Annotated in this window: 16 protein-coding genes and 1 tRNA gene; all 17 read right to left on the bottom strand. The window is 39.0% G+C overall.

What is annotated here, in order from left to right; genetic code table 11:
* Nucleotides 1-5: 5 nt before the first annotated feature.
* A complete protein-coding gene (gene ruvA / locus GJU39_RS12280) occupies nucleotides 6-590 on the bottom strand; it encodes a Holliday junction branch migration protein RuvA (RefSeq protein ID WP_154281098.1) in 585 nt (194 codons plus the stop codon).
* A gap of 6 nt (nucleotides 591-596) precedes the next feature.
* Nucleotides 597-2,918 (bottom strand): NADP-dependent malic enzyme, encoded by a 2,322-nt coding sequence (locus GJU39_RS12275; RefSeq protein WP_154281097.1) that lies wholly within the window; start codon nucleotides 2,916-2,918, stop codon nucleotides 597-599.
* A gap of 341 nt (nucleotides 2,919-3,259) precedes the next feature.
* Nucleotides 3,260-4,666, bottom strand: coding sequence for a lytic transglycosylase domain-containing protein (locus tag GJU39_RS12270; protein WP_154281096.1), 1,407 nt, complete (start codon nucleotides 4,664-4,666; stop codon nucleotides 3,260-3,262).
* Nucleotides 4,667-4,783: 117 nt separating this feature from the next.
* A complete protein-coding gene (gene gatA, locus GJU39_RS12265) occupies nucleotides 4,784-6,202 on the bottom strand; it encodes an Asp-tRNA(Asn)/Glu-tRNA(Gln) amidotransferase subunit GatA (RefSeq protein ID WP_154281095.1) in 1,419 nt (472 codons plus the stop codon).
* 18 nt (nucleotides 6,203-6,220) lie between these two features.
* On the bottom strand, nucleotides 6,221-6,421 hold the full coding sequence (locus GJU39_RS12260) for a Sec-independent protein translocase subunit TatA/TatB (protein ID WP_029287719.1): 201 nt from the start codon (nucleotides 6,419-6,421) through the stop codon (nucleotides 6,221-6,223).
* Between the two features lie 11 nt (nucleotides 6,422-6,432).
* A complete protein-coding gene (locus tag GJU39_RS12255; protein WP_154281094.1) occupies nucleotides 6,433-6,789 on the bottom strand; it encodes a Sec-independent protein translocase subunit TatA/TatB in 357 nt (118 codons plus the stop codon).
* 42 nt (nucleotides 6,790-6,831) lie between these two features.
* The gene (locus GJU39_RS12250) at nucleotides 6,832-8,136 is read right to left on the bottom strand and encodes a murein hydrolase activator EnvC family protein (RefSeq protein ID WP_154281093.1); all 1,305 of its coding nucleotides are present in this window, start codon (nucleotides 8,134-8,136) and stop codon (nucleotides 6,832-6,834) included.
* Nucleotides 8,137-8,330: 194 nt separating this feature from the next.
* Nucleotides 8,331-9,122, bottom strand: a complete 792-nt coding sequence (locus tag GJU39_RS12245) for a DUF4292 domain-containing protein (protein WP_154281092.1) — start codon at nucleotides 9,120-9,122, stop codon at nucleotides 8,331-8,333.
* Nucleotides 9,100-10,794 carry a tetratricopeptide repeat protein gene (locus GJU39_RS12240; protein WP_154281091.1) on the bottom strand — a complete coding sequence of 565 codons (1,695 nt, stop codon included), beginning with the start codon at nucleotides 10,792-10,794 and terminating at the stop codon, nucleotides 9,100-9,102. Before GJU39_RS12240 ends, GJU39_RS12245 begins: the two co-directional genes overlap by 23 nt.
* 120 nt (nucleotides 10,795-10,914) lie before the next feature.
* Nucleotides 10,915-11,349: a dUTP diphosphatase gene (gene dut / locus GJU39_RS12235; RefSeq protein ID WP_154281090.1), complete on the bottom strand. Its 435-nt coding sequence runs from the start codon at nucleotides 11,347-11,349 to the stop codon at nucleotides 10,915-10,917.
* A gap of 36 nt (nucleotides 11,350-11,385) precedes the next feature.
* On the bottom strand, nucleotides 11,386-12,873 hold the full coding sequence (locus tag GJU39_RS12230) for an oligosaccharide flippase family protein (RefSeq protein ID WP_245227858.1): 1,488 nt from the start codon (nucleotides 12,871-12,873) through the stop codon (nucleotides 11,386-11,388).
* 133 nt (nucleotides 12,874-13,006) lie between these two features.
* The gene (locus GJU39_RS12225) at nucleotides 13,007-13,291 is read right to left on the bottom strand and encodes an acylphosphatase (RefSeq protein ID WP_154281089.1); all 285 of its coding nucleotides are present in this window, start codon (nucleotides 13,289-13,291) and stop codon (nucleotides 13,007-13,009) included.
* A gap of 58 nt (nucleotides 13,292-13,349) precedes the next feature.
* The gene (locus GJU39_RS12220; RefSeq protein WP_154281088.1) at nucleotides 13,350-14,300 is read right to left on the bottom strand and encodes an NAD(P)H-dependent flavin oxidoreductase; all 951 of its coding nucleotides are present in this window, start codon (nucleotides 14,298-14,300) and stop codon (nucleotides 13,350-13,352) included.
* Between the two features lie 12 nt (nucleotides 14,301-14,312).
* The gene (locus GJU39_RS12215; RefSeq protein WP_154281087.1) at nucleotides 14,313-14,573 is read right to left on the bottom strand and encodes a Txe/YoeB family addiction module toxin; all 261 of its coding nucleotides are present in this window, start codon (nucleotides 14,571-14,573) and stop codon (nucleotides 14,313-14,315) included.
* On the bottom strand, nucleotides 14,564-14,761 hold the full coding sequence (locus GJU39_RS12210) for a DUF2683 family protein (RefSeq protein WP_154281086.1): 198 nt from the start codon (nucleotides 14,759-14,761) through the stop codon (nucleotides 14,564-14,566). The genes GJU39_RS12215 and GJU39_RS12210 overlap by 10 nt, the downstream gene beginning before the upstream one ends.
* A gap of 48 nt (nucleotides 14,762-14,809) precedes the next feature.
* A complete protein-coding gene (locus tag GJU39_RS12205; RefSeq protein WP_154281085.1) occupies nucleotides 14,810-15,976 on the bottom strand; it encodes an amidohydrolase family protein in 1,167 nt (388 codons plus the stop codon).
* Nucleotides 15,977-16,102: 126 nt separating this feature from the next.
* Nucleotides 16,103-16,175: transfer RNA gene (locus tag GJU39_RS12200), tRNA-Thr, on the bottom strand.
* Nucleotides 16,176-16,935 lie beyond the last annotated feature (760 nt).

Genomic DNA, 16,935 nt, shown 5'->3' with positions numbered 1-16,935 from the left:
AAGGTCTATAATTTTTTTAAAGCTTGTTTAATTAGTTGCTCTACAGAAAGTGTTCCTTCTGTTACTTTTAATATTTGGTCGATGGTTTTTTCGGCAGTTTGTTTGGCAAATCCGAGCATAACTAATGCTGATAACGCCTCATCCTTAACGGTATTATGCTGAGGCATAGAAATTAACGAATCTACTCCCTCTTTTTTTAGCTTGTCTTGGAGTTCCAGAACCAGACGTTGTGCTGTTTTAGCACCCAATCCTTTTATCCGTTGGATTAGCGGCAAATCTGCTTTAACGATTGCCGTTTGAATTTCTTCTGGTGTTATCGATGATAAAATCATTCTACCCGTATTCGGTCCTATTCCAGATACAGATATCAGATGTAGAAATAAACGGCGTTCGCCCTCATCGGCGAACCCGTATAATGTATGTGCATCTTCTTTTACGTACAGCCAGGTGTAGAGTTTACACCTTTCTGCGTCTCCCAAGGCGCTGTAAGTATTTAATGAAATGTTTATATGATAGCCTATACCACCGGCTTCAACCACAACAAACGCTGGGTTCTTGTATGTTAATTTACCATCAATATAGGCGTACATGGAGTATTACTTCTTAGTTGTTTTTGTAAATATACCTTTTCGTTTTAATGTTTCAGCAATTTCTTCTTTTGCCTGAACATCCACTACCGCAATAGTAACCATATTTACGATCTCTCTCACCGAACTTCCTAACTGAACAATATGAACAGGCTTATTCAAACCTAACAAAATCGGCCCCACAGCTTCCGCTCCTCCGAGCTCTTGTAAAAGTTTATAAGCAATGTTTCCTGATTCTAAATTAGGGAAAACCAATGTATTTGCAGGCTCATCTGCTAAAGTACTGAACGGAAAATTATCTTTTAAAAGTTCGTTATTGATGGCAAAATTTCCCTGCATCTCTCCATCTACAATAACCTCCGGGTAATTTTTATGCAGAATTTTAACCGTTTCTCTTACCTTATTTGGCGTTACACCATCATTCGAACCGAAATTGGAATAGGACAATAATGCAATTCGGGGTTTGATATTAAATTGTTTTACCGATTTATCCAACAATAAAGTGATGTCTACCAACTCCTCTGCTGTGGGATCTACGTTCACCGTGGTATCACCAAAAAACACCGGACCTTTTTTGGTCATCATCATGTACATACCAGCCACACGTTTCACGCCTGGCTCCACACCAATCACCTGCAAAGCAGGCTTAATGGTATCGCCATAATTTTTTGTTAAACCAGAAATCATAGCATCTGCTTCACCAAACTCAACCATCGATGCACCATAATAGTTACGGTCTCTCAACAACTTAGTTGCGTCATTTATGGATACTCCTTTACGTTGTCTTTTTTTATAGAGTGCCGCTGCGTATTGTTTCGTTTTAGACGGATTTTGCATCTGATCAATGATCTCAACGCCATCTAATTCCAGCGCATGTTCATCAATAATCGCCTGAATTTTTTCTCTGTTTCCTAATAGGATTGGAATCGCGATATTTTCATCTTTAACAATTTGAGCAGCTTTTAAAATCTTGTAATTATCAGCTTCTGCAAACACCACCCGTTTAGGGTCAGTTTTAGCTTTAGTGGTAATGGAGCGCATAATGGCATCATCCAAACCTAAACGCTTTCTTAACTCCTCAGAATACGCATCCCAGTCGGTAATTACTTTACGGGCAACGCCGCTTTCTATAGCAGCTTTAGCTACCGCGATGGAAACCTCTGTTATTAACCTGAAATCTACCGGTTTAGGGATAATATAATCCCTTCCAAATTTCAGGTTACGTGCATTATAGGCCAGATTAACGGCTTCAGGAACTGATCTTTTGGCCAATTCTGCAATTGCTTTCACAGCTGCAATTTTCATGGCCTCATTAATAGTTGTTGCACGAACATCCAAAGCACCTCGGAAAATGTATGGAAAACCGAGCACATTGTTCACCTGATTTGGATAATCAGATCGGCCAGTTGCCATAATCAAATCCTTACGGGTTTTGATGGCCAGTTCATAAGCAATCTCCGGGTTGGGATTAGCCATTGCAAAAACAATCGGATTTTTCGCCATTCCAACCAACATTTCTGGCTGGATTACGTTTCCTGCAGATAGGCCGATAAAAACATCTGCGCCTTTCATGGCTTCACCTATGGTACCGATATCTTTTCTGCTGGTTGCAAAATACATCCGCATATCATCAAGATCAGTACGTTCTGTATTAATCAATCCGTCAATGTCGAACATCACCAGATTTTCTTTTTTCACACCTAAAGAAAGGTACATTTTTGAACAGGAAACTGCTGCTGCACCTGCCCCGCTCACTACTACCTTAATCTTATCGATTTTCTTTTTCTGAATTTCGCAGGCATTTAATAATGCTGCGCCAGAAATAATGGCCGTGCCGTGTTGATCATCGTGCATTACAGGAATATTCATTTCCTGTTTTAAACGGGTTTCTATTTCAAAACACTCTGGTGCTTTAATATCTTCGAGGTTAACGCCTCCAAAGGTTGGTTCCAAAGCTTTAACAATTTTCACAAAATCGTCTATGTTTTTGGTATCCAGTTCTAAATCGAATACGTCGATATCTGCAAAGATTTTAAATAATAAACCTTTACCTTCCATCACCGGCTTGCTGGCCTCAGGACCAATGTTTCCCAAACCTAAAACGGCTGTTCCGTTGCTAATTACAGCAACAAGATTCCCTTTCGCGGTATATTTGTAAACATCATCAGTATTATCTGCTATTTTTAAACAAGGTTCTGCTACACCTGGCGAGTAAGCCATGGTTAAATCACGTTGTGAAGTCGTTGGTTTTGTAGGTACTACTTGTATTTTTCCTGGCCGCCCTTGCGAGTGGTAATCGAGCGCATCTTGCTTTCTATTGATATTACTCATTAAGTAACTTATTAGTGACCGCGCAAAGGTACGATTCTTTTATCAGGCAGAAAACATTATGCAGGCAAAATAAGTCCTGCTAAATCAAGATGATTAGCACTTCGCTCGTAAACAGTTACATAGAGAAACAGTGATCGCTGTGATTAAAAATAAGCAAATATTAGGGCCATTATTTGTTCAATTTCAACTGAACACAAAACTGAAAGGTGAGAATTGATGTCACAATCTTCGGGGAGGTCAAAGCGATTTATGTTTTTTTATCGGCAGGTCGAAAAAATATCCCTCTTAACTAATATCTATTTTACCTCTTTATATATAGAAGAGGCAATAAGTTCTGCTGGCTATCCTTTGCTAATCTTCAGAATCATCCCTGCGTGCAAGCCTGCCCTGGATAACTTATTATCACGTTTGATACTTTGAACAGTGGCGCCATTAAATTTTTCAGCAATTTCGGATAATGTATCTCCGGATTTTACGGTGTAATTCAGGAAAGAAACTGGTGGTTTTAAGCGACTCACATTTTTAGCGAAGATTTTCAGGTTTTGACCGGGTACGATAGTTTTGCTCTTCAGTCCGTTCCATACCCTTAAATCTTGCACCTCAACCCCATATTTATTGGCAACTGTTGTGAGCGACTGCCCTGCAGCAACCTTATGTAACACTACAGAATTGCTGGCAATATGTTTAGTAGCCTTTGCTTTTCGCAGATCTCTTGCATCATCTGTGCTCGCCTGAATCACCCGCATGCTTGTCTCTAATCCCGTATTATTCAGCACTTCATAAATTCCGGCATAATCAATATCCCTAAGCTTCGGCATTACAATCCGTTTTGGATCTTCATCAGTACCATTAACAATTTGTTTTTTGTATGATGGATTAAGTGCAAAAAGGGCTGTTTCGTCAACATTTAACGCTTTTGCCAGGTCGGATAAGGAAACAAATTTATTCGTTTGAACTGTATCTGTTTTTAAGAATAAACTACAGGCCTGAGGAGAAATCTGGTGTTTATTAGAATAATTCATTACGTATACCGCAGCAATAAATGCCGGCACATAATTCCTGGTTTCTTTAGGCAGAAACTGCCTGATTACCCAGAAATCACGTGAATCTGCCTTAATCATTGCACGGGCCACTGCACCCTTGCCACAGTTATATGCAGCAATAGCCAGTAACCAATCACCCAGTTCTTCATACGCATCTCTAAAATATTGTGCTGCAGCATAACTGGCCTGAATAGGGTCTTTTCGTTCATCTACAAAATTATCCATTTTTAAACCATAAGCTTTGCCCGTACCAAACATAAACTGCCAGATACCTGTTGCGCCAACCCGGGAAATTGCATGGGGATTCATTTGCGACTCAACAATGGTGAGGTATTTAATTTCCTGCGGAATATCAAATTCTTTTAATGCTTTATCAAAAATGGGAAAATAGTAGTTTGATAAACCCATCATTTTGCCAAATAAATCTTTTCGCTTGGCATAAATGTCTATATACTGCTGAACATACTCGTTGTAGGGAAGGGGAACAGTTTTGGCAATAGAATCCAAACGTAACTTATAGATGTAATTTTGGCCCATTAATAATGGGTTTTCGTAGATAAGTGGCACCGAAACCGGGTCGGTGTTTATGAAAATGTTATCCTGTATTTTCGGAAGGCTATCAATATTTACTTTCTGCTGGGCATAAGAGACAGAAACAAATCCTATGAGGGTACATATACTGGTAAAAAGTAGTTTTTTTATCATGGGCAATTTGGTTTATCCAGCGCTATTTTCAGTTCTCCTACCGAAATCTTAATCAGAATGCCGCTCCGATTTAGCCGGAGAAACACAAAAAACGCTGTGCATATTTTAAAAAATACGCTATTTTAAAAATGCCTGAGAAAAAGCCAGGAGCTTGTCTTCCTCAAAATGTTTGGCTGTAAATTGAATACTTAACGGCAAGCCAGCGATATTATTGCCTAAAGGTAAGGCAATTGCCGGATTTCCGCTTAATGATGGTAAAACAGTAAAAATGTCTGCAAGGTACATTACCAATGCATCCTGAACGTTATCACCTATTTTAAAAGCGGCTGTTGGTGCCACGGGCGATAAAATCAAATCATAATCCCGGAACAGGTTATCCATTTTTTCTCTGATTAACCTGCGAACCTGTTGTGCTTTTTGATAATAGGCATCATAATAACCTGCGCTTAAAACAAAAGTCCCCAATAGGATACGCTTTTTCACCTCTTCACCAAAACCTTCTGCCCGGGATAATTTGTAAAGTTCCGTCAGTGATTTTGCATCTGTGTTTCGGTATCCGTAATGTACACCATCATACCTTGATAAATTTGAGGATGCTTCCGCAGTGGTTAAAATGTAATACGCCGGAACGAGGTAATCTAAAAGATCAAAAGACACATATTCAACCGTGTGGCCTTTCTCCTGAAGATTGGTTATTGATTTTAAAATAGCAGCTTTAATTTCCGGATCGAGCGCATCACTTTCGATGGTTTCTCTCAAAACAGCTATCCGCTGTTTTTTCTCTTCGTTTAACCTGGCCGGATAATCCGGAACAGCTAATGAAGATACAGTAGAATCGTTATCGTCGGCACCAGCCAAAACCTGAAGTAAAAGCGCGGCATCTTCAACCGAAGAAGTGATCGGCCCAACCTGATCAAATGATGAAGCGTAGGCAATAACGCCATACCGCGAAATTCGTCCGTACGTTGGTTTTAAACCAATCTGACCACAGAATGCTGCTGGCTGCCTAACTGACCCACCGGTATCAGTACCCAGGGCAGCAAGACACATATCAGCCTGAACAGCTACAGCAGAGCCACCAGAAGACCCACCCGGCACCAATTCTGGATTTGCAGCATTTTTTGCCGGCCCGAAGTAAGAGGTTTCATTGGAGCCACCCATTGCGAATTCATCACAATTTAAACGACCAATAATTACGGCATCTTCCTGCAATAAGCGCTGAATAACAGTAGATGAATAGGGCGACACAAAGCCATCGAGCATTTTTGATGATGCAGTAACGATGTGATCTTTATAGCAGATATTATCTTTAATGCCAATTACCATCCCGGCAAGCTTACCTGCAGTGCCTTGCGCTATCTTCTGCTGTACCGCTTTCGCCTGAACTTCCGCCGAATAAAAAAACACCTCATTAAATGCATTGAGGTGTTCATTATCTGAAATTTGCTTAAAATAATAAGCTAATAAATCGGGTAAAGTAAGTTGCTTTTGCGAAATGAGTGCCTGGATCTCTTTTAGAGCGCTGTATTTCTTCAAAACTTAAAATTATAACAATTAAACGGTTTTATCACGGTTTGATGGATCAACTTGTTCTCCATCTACGCCATCCTTACCATCCTTAAATTCTTTAACACCTTTACCTAAACCACGCATTAGTTCAGGAATTTTTTTACCACCAAATAATAACAATACCACTACCGCAATAATGATAATCTCTGGCGTTCCAAGCATTGCTGCTATTGTTGTATTTAACATAACTTTTTTGTTTAAACTTTTTGACTGTCAGTTACAATTTTTTCATCTATAGGAGTACTTGACGGATGATTGTCGGTTGTTGTCACTTTTTCATCTACCGGAGCAGTTTCTGCAGCTGGTTGATGAGCCTGATTATTTGCAACTTTCTCTTCTGCTTCTTCTTTATCTAAATCCATCGCATTGATGTTTCTATGAATTTCACGCTTAACACCATCAGATGCATCTTTAAATTCTCTGATTCCTTTTCCCAATCCTCTTGCTAATTCCGGCAACTTTTTACCGCCGAATAACAAAAGCACGACCACTAAAATGAGTACGATCTCAGATCCACCCATATTTAAAAACTCTAATAACGTTCCTTGATACATCACTAATCTATTTTATACAAATATAAACATTTTTAAACTTTCTTATTTACTAATCCAGGCTTCCGGATTTAAAGCTCCCTGCCCTCTTCTAATCTGGAACTTAAGTATCGCATCATCTCCAGTACTCGCTACCGCGCCTATGGTTTGCTTGGTATCGACAGAGTTACCTACACTTACGCTCACCCCTTTTAAATTCTGATACACCGTAAAGTACTCTCCATGGTTAATTACCACTGCAGTTCTACCCATAATGTTCTGAACCATCACTACTTTACCCGCAAATACAGCCCTTACTGCAGCGCCATCTGCCGTAGTGATGTCTACACCATCATTAGTATATGATGCCTGATCTACTTTATGTAAACCAAATCGTTCTGTAATCGTTCCGGTTGATACCGGCCATGGCAACCTCCCTCTATTATTTTCAAAGCCTGCCGAAAGTCTTGCTGCTTCTGGTGTAGCTGTTAACAACTCGGATGTACTCTTCGCTCTTACAGCGGGTGCTGTGCTGGTGGTTGGAGCCGGTTTATTTTCTGCTTTTGCTCTCGCTGCAGCAGCTCTTTCTTCAGCTGCGCGTTTTGCCGCTGCTAAACGTGCTTCTTCTGCTGCTTTCCTTCTGGCTTCTTCAATAGCTCTTTGAATTGCCGCAGCAATTGCCCGGTTAATTTGTGCCTGTTCTTTTTTCTTAGAATTGATATCTTGTTTAAACTGGCGTTCTTGCTTTGTTAATTGATTCAAAGCAACAGCCTGCTGATTCTTATCTTTTCCTAAACGCTCCCGCTCCCGCTCCTGTTCTTTTAGCAGATCACTTTTCTCTCTCAGGGTTTTATCCAACACCTTGATTTTTCCGTTTAAATCCTGCTGGGTATTTTCAATATAACCAGCTTGTTTTTTACGGTATTGACTAAATTGTTGCAGATATTTTATTCTTTTATAAGCCTGGTTAAAATCCCTGGCGGCAAAAATAAACATCATCTTCTCGTAGGCATTTCTGTTTCGTTGTGCAAAACGGATCATCCCCGCGTATTCCTTTTTTAAATCGCCTAACTGGTCTTGTAATGTATGTACGGTATTTGTGTTCTGGGAGATTTGATTATCAAGATTTTTTATTTCAGAATTGATGGTTCCGATCTTATCCTGACGGAGGCGAATCTGCGCATTGATTGCATTAATCTGCTGTAAAGTTAATTTCTTCCCGTTAGCAGTTTTATTTAAATTCTTTTGGAGCTGTTCAATTTCACGCTGGATAGCTTCTTTTTTCCTTCTGAGCTGACTTTCGGTTTGTGCAGTAGCCGAATAGGCAAATACGCTTAAAAACAGGATAAATATGATTTTCTGTAGCTTCATTAAGCCAAAAGTATAAAAATTTTATAGGAAAAGACATTAAAATTTAGATCCACAAGGCTTTGCAAAAAAACTTCACCTCATCTTCATTCGAAAAATTCTGCTCATAAAAAAAACAGTCGGCAAAATAAGCGGATGAAAATTCAACCTAAATATTTGATGACTGTTTAAAAGATCGCTAACACAAGCAAAGAATATTACTTTACCAGCTTATAGGTACCCGGAACTTTAAAAGGATATTCCAATGGAACATTACCGTCTATTTTTACAAATTTCAAATCGATATTAACTTTTTTCATCCCAGATAAAGTATTGATTTTAAGTGAACTGGGAAATAAAGATTCATTCAAATTCTGATAATCTGAATACATTACCTTTAACGCCTGACCAGATTTTGCATCATTCAGATTCGTTTCCTCCACTTTTAAAAGGGTATTAAACAGCAATTTATAATCCAGGCCTTCTTTACTTCCTGATACTACCCAAACGCCACTTTCTTGTTTTAAGTTAGCATCCTGCGTTAAAAATTCTCCCATTGCATTACCGGTTAACATCGCTTGCAGCGTATTAAAGTTAACTTGCTTATTGGTAAAATTATAGATATAACTAAATGGTTTGCTTAAATATTCGCCTTTTGCCCTGTTCATTACCTTAATACTGTCTGGCGTAATTAAAGCCCTGGCCGGCTCATATGCACCACCCAATGCGGTAATACTTACCCAAATGATTTCCTTATCTTTCAATCTGAAATTCATAGTTACATCATTCGAATTGCCGGCGATATCCAATGTGGCTTTCGCTTTTAACGAAAGGGTATTAAACTTCAATTGCTTGCTATTTAGTAAAGCCAAAGCTTCGGCCTTTGTGTTATCCGTTTTAACTTCTTCGGCAGCCTGAGGTGCAACAACGATTGCTTTTTTGGGCTTACACGCAGATACAAAAATTACTGTACCTGCAATTAGCAAGCTATTTAAAATACTTCTTCTCATTAATTTTCTTATTTAATACTTCAGATCCGTTCCCGGCAGATTTCGCCTTTTGCCACTGTACCAGGGCAGCATCCTTATCTCCCTTCATAAAAAGAATGTCTCCGTAATGCTCCAAATAAACACCGTTTTTATTGGTATTGTTTTGCAATGCTTTTTCTATCCAAACCTTGGCCAGATCATATTTCTGCTGTTTAAACAAGATATAGGCATAAGTATCTGTAACGGATGAATTATCAGGCATAGCATTGGCCGCCGTTTCCGAATATTTTGCAGCTTTAGCCAGGTCATCATTTTTCAGGGCAAGATAATAAGCATAATTATTCATGATAAAATAATTATCAGGCTCCATCGCAATAGCTTTTTCAAATGCTGTTTTTGCCAATGCAAAGTTATTTTGATTGATGTAGATATCACCTTGAAGGGCAAAAACCTGCGCTTGTAAGCTTTTGTTCTCCACATCTAACTGCAAAGCTGATTTCAAATTACTTAGAGCCAGATCAAACTTACCCGTTTTGAATAAGGCATAAGCTGTATAGTAATAGCGGCTGGCCTGATTTGGATAAATGGTAAGCGCCTCATCTCCCATCTTCACGGCATCATCATAGTGCCCTAATAATGTTTGGATATTGATAATTTGCTCCCATACCATATAAACCTGATCGTTTATCTTCAATGCCGCCTGATACTGGACTAATGCATCTTTTAATTTATTCTGCTGATATAAAACATCGCCATAAAGCGCCAGGGCCTTTGCATCTGCTGGGTTTTTCTCTGCTAAAAGCTTACTTAATGCGGTCACATTTTCGGCAACAACCGGCTGACTCAGTTTCGAAAACAATGATGCAATAATTTTCACCTTTTCATTTAAAGGCATTTCTGCATTTTCAAAAGCCTGCTTTAAAGATGCGAAAGCCTGCTCATCATTTTTCTGTTTGCCATAAACATCTGCAAGTCCCAGGTTTATTTCGAAATTACCTGGTGCCAGTTGTTGCGCTTTTAGTAAAACTTTTAGCGCTTCTGCATCATTACCTTTTTGCAGCAACAAGCCAGCGGCATAGAGGTAATTTTTAATATCGGCCTGATTACCTTCCAAAAGCTTAACTATATCACTTTCTGAGGCACCAGAATTTGGTTGGAAGCGTTTTTTAGCAGCAAGCAGTTCATTGGATTCGCCAAATTTGGCTAGAATTTCATCGTAAGTTTTTTTAGAAGCCGCTGTTTGATTGGATAAAAACTGTGCATTAGCCTTATCAAAATAATAAGCATCGTTCTCCGGATCTATCTTAATTAACTGATTAAAGACTTCAATCAACTCTGGCATTTTGTTGGTCCGTTTATAAATCTCTGCCAGCAAACGCTGATACCAGGGATTGTTCGGCTTTATAGTTATCGCCTGCCTGATATTTAATTCGGCTTCAGATAATCGGTCTAAACGCAGGTTCGCGTTCGCCAGTTCGAAAAGTGCAGCATCATTACCCGGTTCTAAACTAACAACTTTATTAAAATTAGTTAATGCAAGCGCATAGTTATCGGTCATTTTATCTCTCAAGCCAGCAAAAAACAATTGCTTTACCATATTGCTATCCCTGCCCGACGCTGCAACAGCGGGTTTTTGTCCGAAAGCATAACCACTCAAGGATAACAAAGCAAGAAAAACGACCCTTTTTACCATAATTTAAAAATGATTGATTGAAAGTATGGATGACAAAATGATTGAAGGAAAGAACGCTCATACAAATTGCAGAAACATTCGTTCATTCAAAACCAATTTATTTATTCCAAACCCCTATTATTAACCCTTTCCGGTATGTCCGTACCCACCTTCGCCTCTTAGGGTTTCGCCAAGAGACTCAACTGCCTGCCACTGCACAGTTTCATGTTTAGCTACAACCATCTGTGCGATACGATCTCCGTTAATGATCTTAAAATCTGTATCAGATAAATTTACCAATAACACTTTAATTTCGCCACGATAATCTGCATCAATAGTTCCAGGCGAATTTACAATACCAATGCCATGTTTGTAAGCTAAGCCACTTCTTGGTCTGATTTGTGCCTCAAAACCAACCAGTAATTCTATAAATAAACCGGTGGGAATGAGTTGCCGTTGCAAAGGTTTAAGTGTAATTTCTTCTATAATTGATGCCCTTAAATCCATCCCAGCAGCATGTGTTGTTTCATATTGAGGCAATGGATGTTCAGATTTATTAATGATGTTGATATTCATTTTTATAGCGGAAAACTGATTTGTGTAAATGATTTTCTATCGTTTTAACATTTTTCTTAAATCGTCTTTTTCAAAATAAGCAATGCCGCCAACAAACGCGATGAGCATAGCGTTGCCGATATAAATGTTTTTATTAAAGATAAAGAACGATGAAAATACGATTATAGTGGAAACAATTAAATAACCAAGAATCTTTTTAAGGTTATAAGGAATCGGATAATACTTTTGTCCTAAGATGTAAGAAATGATCATCATGGTGCCATAAGTAGCCATCGATACCCACGCTGAGCCCATATAGCTGTATTTTGGAATAAGGATCATGTTAAAAACAATGGTGATCACTGCGCCAACCAGAGAAATATACAGACCAAAACGGGTTTGATCTGATAGCCTGTACCAAATAGAAAGATTCATGTAAATCCCTAAACACACGTAACCAACCAAAAGATATGGAACGGCGGGTAATCCAACCCAGTATTCTGCCAGGTGAGCCTGATCTCTACTGATAAAGTATTTTAAGATTTCGATGTTGGCTGTTAAAGCCACAAAAAGAATAGAAAGCGCAATCACAAAATATTCTAAAATTTTTGCGTAGGTAACTTTTGCATTTTCATTTTTTGCATAACTAAAGAAAAACGGTTCGGCACCTAATCTGAATGCCATGTTAAAAATACTGAGAAAGATGGCCAGTTTACACACCGCACCATAAATCCCTACCTGGGTTTCGGTGGTGTAACGGTCTAACAGAATTTTATCTAAATTTTCATTAATGATGAAAGATAAGTTTGCAACAAGCACCGGCCAGCTGTAAGAGAGCATATTTTTGAATAATGCAGCATCAAACTTAAACTGCACCTTTAAAAACTCAGGCACCAGTAATAAAAAAGTAAAAGCACTGGCAATTAGGTTGGAGATGAAAACGTATCCAACCCATTTATCCCGAAACCAGCTCTGGAAAAATTCATGCCCGGGCAAATCATGCTTAATAATTAATGGGATGCCATAAATAAAAAACAAGCTCAGCAATACATAACTTAGAATGTTTAAAAATTTGATAATGCTATAGCGGAAAGGTTTTCCATCGGCCCTGATCCTGGCAAAAGGAATAACACAAATGGCATCAGAAAACAGTAACCATAGAAAATATTGAACATATCTTTTCTGATCCTGATAGTGCGACATGTTATTATTGAGCAGCCACTTTGTTATTGGCTCCGTAAAAACAAGACCTGTAATTAAAAATAAGATCGAAATAAAGGCAACGATTAAAAATGAATTGTTATATACCTGGGCTTTTTTATCTTCGTACTTATTTAAATACCGAAAGAATGTGGTTTCCATCCCGAACGCAAGAATGGCATTGGTCATAGAAGCATAGGCGTACATTTTTGTAAAAACACCTAGCGCCGCAGCACCATAGCTTCTGGTAAATATTGGGGTTAAAATAAAATTTAATAATCTTGAAGCTATGGTGCTGATCCCATAAACCATTGTTTGCCCAAGAAACTTTTTATATACAGACAAGAGATTTTAAATTTTAGATTTTAGATATAAATTGAATTTACCATTCATCAACCTCACTAAAATCGGATTAACAATATTATGATATATGATTTAGATTGAAATCGTAATTATTCAATCTAAAACGGTATTTATTTTACCAGAGTAAATTCTTTTTCACCACCTCAAAATTGCGAAAATCTTTAAGTGTTCCGTCGCTAACCGCTACATTTTCCACTGCAGATTTATCTGGTCCTTCTTTGCACCAGTCTATAAAAGCATCTAAAATAAATTGTTCGGCTTCTGCTTCGATATAAACAGAACCATCTTTTTCATTTTTAACAAAGCCGCGAATTCCCATTTGATCGGCTACAGCTTTTGTACTCGCCCTGAAGAATACGCCTTGCACCTTGCCCGTTACTTTTATATCAATGTGTTTCATTAATGGAAAATTTATGGCGCTAAGTTACGAATCAACTTTTATAACGCTCACAAGTAGATTAAATATCGAAATTTTGAGCAGCCAGTTCATTTTTGGCCTTTAGAAATTCTTCCCAGATCTCTTCCAGGATTTGTTTTGCAGGTTTAATTTCTTTGAGCATGGCTGAAACCTGTCCGATTTCAAGTTCGCCGTTTTCCATATCGCCTTCAAACATTCCGCTTTTTGCCCTCGCCCTTCCTAAGATTTGTAGCAACTGTGCGCGGTCTGCACCTTCAGCTTCGGCTTGTGCGACCGCGTCTGCAAATTCGTTTTTTAATAACCTTACCGGTACCAGTTTTTTCATGGCGAGCTGAGTATCGCCCTCAGCTGATGAAATAATTTTATTTTTAAAAGCCCAATGTGCCGAAGATTCTTCGGCAACGGCAAAGGCCGAACCGATCTGAACGGCATTGGCACCCAAAGCAAAGGCAGCAAGCATTGATTTTCCGCTGGCTATTCCTCCGGCCGCTATAATTGGAAGCTGAACTTCACTTCTAATCATGGGAATTAAGCACATGGTGGTGGTTTCTTCCCTTCCATTGTGGCCACCCGCTTCAAAGCCTTCTGCAACAATGGCATCTACTCCTGCCTCCTGTGCTTTCTTCGCAAATTTTGTATTTGCAATAACATGTACAACAGTGATTCCTGCCAGTTTTAAAATAGTGGTCCACGTTGCCGGATTACCTGCAGATGTGAAAACAATTTTAACCCCCTCCCGGATTACGATTTCGATTATTTCTTTAACATTCGGATACATCAATGGGATATTCACGGCAAAAGGCTGGCTGGTGGCACTTTTGTATTTTTGAATATGTTCCCGCAAGATATCAGGATACATAGAACCTGCACCAATGATCCCTAAACCACCTGCATTGGAAACCGCCGAGGCTAATTTCCAGCCACTACACCAAACCATGCCAGCCTGGATAATGGGGTATTTGATGTTGAAGAGTTTACAGATTGGGGTCATTAATATTTATGATTAGCAATAATGCCCTTTCAAAGAATGAACGATGATGAGTTCAGATTTAACTTCATAGATCAATCTATGCTCTTGACTTATCCTTCTGGACCAGTTACCTGATTGCTCATATTTAAGCGCTTCTGGTTTTCCGATTCCAGTATATGGACTCTCCTGAATGCTCTCTAAAAGCGCTCTTATTTTTTTTAGAATTGATTTATTGCCAGATTTTTTAAAATAATCTAAATCTTGTACCGCGATAAATGTAAATTCTATTTCCATATATCATCCAAGCTGATTTTGACAGTTTTCCCCTCGCTGGCTTGCTGTTTACTAAGCTTCATTTTTTCGGTAAAATCAGTAGTATACGGTTGTTTTGCCTCTTCAAAAGAGATGTTAAACGCTTTCATGAAAGCTTTAAGTGCTGAAAGTTGTTCTTTATTTTCAGGATGTACAATTAATGTTCCCATATATTCAAAATTAAACAAAACTTATCTGTGAACAAAGTGCATAATCCATTAAGCCAATTTAATCACCTGATCACTTTTAATGATAAAATCTTCTGATAACTGAATCAGGTTTAATCCGGGTGATTTACCGACTTCAATTGATCCAAACTTATCCGCTAACCCGAGAAAGTCAGCCCCATTGATTGTCGCCCATTTTAAAAGTTCTTCGAATTTCACTTTCTTCAACGATTGCAGAGTTTGCATCTCCGCTAAAATATTCAACTGGTGATTGCTCGCCAAACTATCTGTTCCTAAGGTAATTTTTAAGTTCTCGCTGATTAACAGATGAACATCGGGAAGTGCATTTTCAATATATAAATTAGCCTGCGGACATAAACACCAATATAAATCAGCATGATTCTGCTTTGCAAACGCTATATCTTCTTTACTGGAAACGGTGTTATGAACCAGCAACATTTTTTGCTTTTTTATATAAGGTAGCCAGGTTTGTAAAGAGGTTTTACCGGAAGGCTTGAAGAATACTAAATCCAGCCCTAGGAATTGATAAAGTTCCAGAAACCCTCCAGACTTCTGTTCGAAAAAATCATTTTCATGAGTAGTTTCCTGGTTGTGAACACTAATAAAGGTATGCTCCTTTTCTGCAGCCGTATTAATTAACGCAAAAAGTTCAGGCGAAACGGAATATGGCGCATGGGGCACCACAGATGCAGGCAAAGGCAAAAACTGGTCTTTAATATCGCTAGCGAACTCCATTGTTGCAGTTGCCCTATCGGGATTGAAACTCAACGCTTCTACAAAGGTGTGGTAATAGATTTCACTTTGCTGCTTAACGGTTTTTGAAATAAGCTGATTGGAAATATCACCAACCGCTACAATTCCATTATCGAACATTTTTTGGTCAGCGCTATGCATCGCCAACTGAATTTCTTCCGCATCGGCAGATCTGCTTTTGATAACGGTTTGCAAAAACGCTACCAGGCCAGTTCTTTCCGGAATCTCGCCAAGCATGTGTGATAATTCCAGATGACAGTGCGTATTAATGAAACCAGGAACAATTGCACCTTTGTATCCCTTTATTTCCAAAGGAAGCTGCTGAGCCGCCAGTTCTGTTAGTACTTCCTGGATTTCTCCTTCCGCATTAACTGCAACTACCCCGTTTTTTACGGGTGGTGTACTTACAGGAAAAATCCAATCGGCCGAAAAGTAGTTTAGCATGTCGCGAATTTAAGATTTTAGCTTCACCAATTACGATTTGTAAAGTGGTAAAAGAATAAGCTGAAAGGAATACTTAGATTTCGGGAACAATCGAAAGTCGTGAACAGACAATTCTAAATTAAAAAGAGCCTCCTATCGGAATCGAACCAATGACCTACTGATTACAAGTCAGTTGCTCTACCAGCTGAGCTAAGGAGGCTTTTAATCGGGCTGCAATGATAGAAAAAAATATTGTTTTCGAGAAAAATTATATTGTTTTTTTGAAGTTTTAGCTGAAGAAGCATTCTTGAAAGAAAGGAGATATTGGAAACGAAGGTAACGACGAATCACCACAACGCCTTGCAGGCACACCCACCTGAAGGAGTGAATTGCGATCGCTATAAACCCTTAACAAAGCCAAACCACTGTTCTTCGTTCTGCTCTTCAACCGGCATGGTCAATTTTTCGGGATGGCACTGACCTGGCCTACCCACTAACTTCCACAGAAAAATTGCGAGCCGGCAGTTTTGTTTCTTTTGCTGTCAAAAGAAAATAAGCCCGTCCGGCCAGGACAAAATGAATTTATTTAATAATGGATATAAACCACAACGCCTAAAGGAGTGAAATTGCGATCGCTATTAACACTTAACAAAGCCAAACCACTGTTCTTCGTTCTGCTCTTCAACCGGCATGGTCAATTTTTTGGGATGGCAATGACCTAGCCTTACCCACTAACTTCCACAGAAAAATTGCGAGCCGGCAGTTTTGTTTCTTTTGCTGTCAAAAGAAAATAAGCCCGTCCGGCCAGGACAAAATGAATTTATTTAATAATGGATATAAACCACAACGCCTTGCAGGCACACCTACCTGAAGGAGTGAATTGCGATCGCTATAACCCCTTACCAAAGCCAAACCACTGTTCTTCGTTCTGCTCTTCAACCGGCATGGTCAATTTTTCGGGATGGCACTGACCTGGCCTA

This window comes from Pedobacter petrophilus, from assembly GCF_009674725.1.
Lineage (GTDB): Bacteria > Bacteroidota > Bacteroidia > Sphingobacteriales > Sphingobacteriaceae > Pedobacter > Pedobacter petrophilus.
This window is presented reverse-complemented; position numbering and strand designations above follow the sequence as displayed.

What these genes read in the sequence shown, in the direction of transcription:
- GJU39_RS12275 (WP_154281097.1), bottom strand. Translation starts at nt 2,918, where the DNA reads ATGAGTAATATCAATAGAAAGCAAGATGCGCTCGATTACCACTCGCAA.
- GJU39_RS12255 (WP_154281094.1), bottom strand. Translation starts at nt 6,789, where the DNA reads ATGTATCAAGGAACGTTATTAGAGTTTTTAAATATGGGTGGATCTGAG.
- GJU39_RS12240 (WP_154281091.1), bottom strand. Translation starts at nt 10,794, where the DNA reads ATGGTAAAAAGGGTCGTTTTTCTTGCTTTGTTATCCTTGAGTGGTTAT.
- GJU39_RS12260 (WP_029287719.1), bottom strand. Translation starts at nt 6,421, where the DNA reads ATGTTAAATACAACAATAGCAGCAATGCTTGGAACGCCAGAGATTATC.
- GJU39_RS12210 (WP_154281086.1), bottom strand. Translation starts at nt 14,761, where the DNA reads ATGGGAACATTAATTGTACATCCTGAAAATAAAGAACAACTTTCAGCA.
- ruvA (WP_154281098.1), bottom strand. Translation starts at nt 590, where the DNA reads ATGTACGCCTATATTGATGGTAAATTAACATACAAGAACCCAGCGTTT.
- GJU39_RS12225 (WP_154281089.1), bottom strand. Translation starts at nt 13,291, where the DNA reads ATGAAACACATTGATATAAAAGTAACGGGCAAGGTGCAAGGCGTATTC.
- GJU39_RS12215 (WP_154281087.1), bottom strand. Translation starts at nt 14,573, where the DNA reads ATGGAAATAGAATTTACATTTATCGCGGTACAAGATTTAGATTATTTT.
- GJU39_RS12250 (WP_154281093.1), bottom strand. Translation starts at nt 8,136, where the DNA reads ATGAAGCTACAGAAAATCATATTTATCCTGTTTTTAAGCGTATTTGCC.
- GJU39_RS12220 (WP_154281088.1), bottom strand. Translation starts at nt 14,300, where the DNA reads ATGACCCCAATCTGTAAACTCTTCAACATCAAATACCCCATTATCCAG.
- dut (WP_154281090.1), bottom strand. Translation starts at nt 11,349, where the DNA reads ATGAATATCAACATCATTAATAAATCTGAACATCCATTGCCTCAATAT.
- GJU39_RS12245 (WP_154281092.1), bottom strand. Translation starts at nt 9,122, where the DNA reads ATGAGAAGAAGTATTTTAAATAGCTTGCTAATTGCAGGTACAGTAATT.
- GJU39_RS12270 (WP_154281096.1), bottom strand. Translation starts at nt 4,666, where the DNA reads ATGATAAAAAAACTACTTTTTACCAGTATATGTACCCTCATAGGATTT.
- GJU39_RS12205 (WP_154281085.1), bottom strand. Translation starts at nt 15,976, where the DNA reads ATGCTAAACTACTTTTCGGCCGATTGGATTTTTCCTGTAAGTACACCA.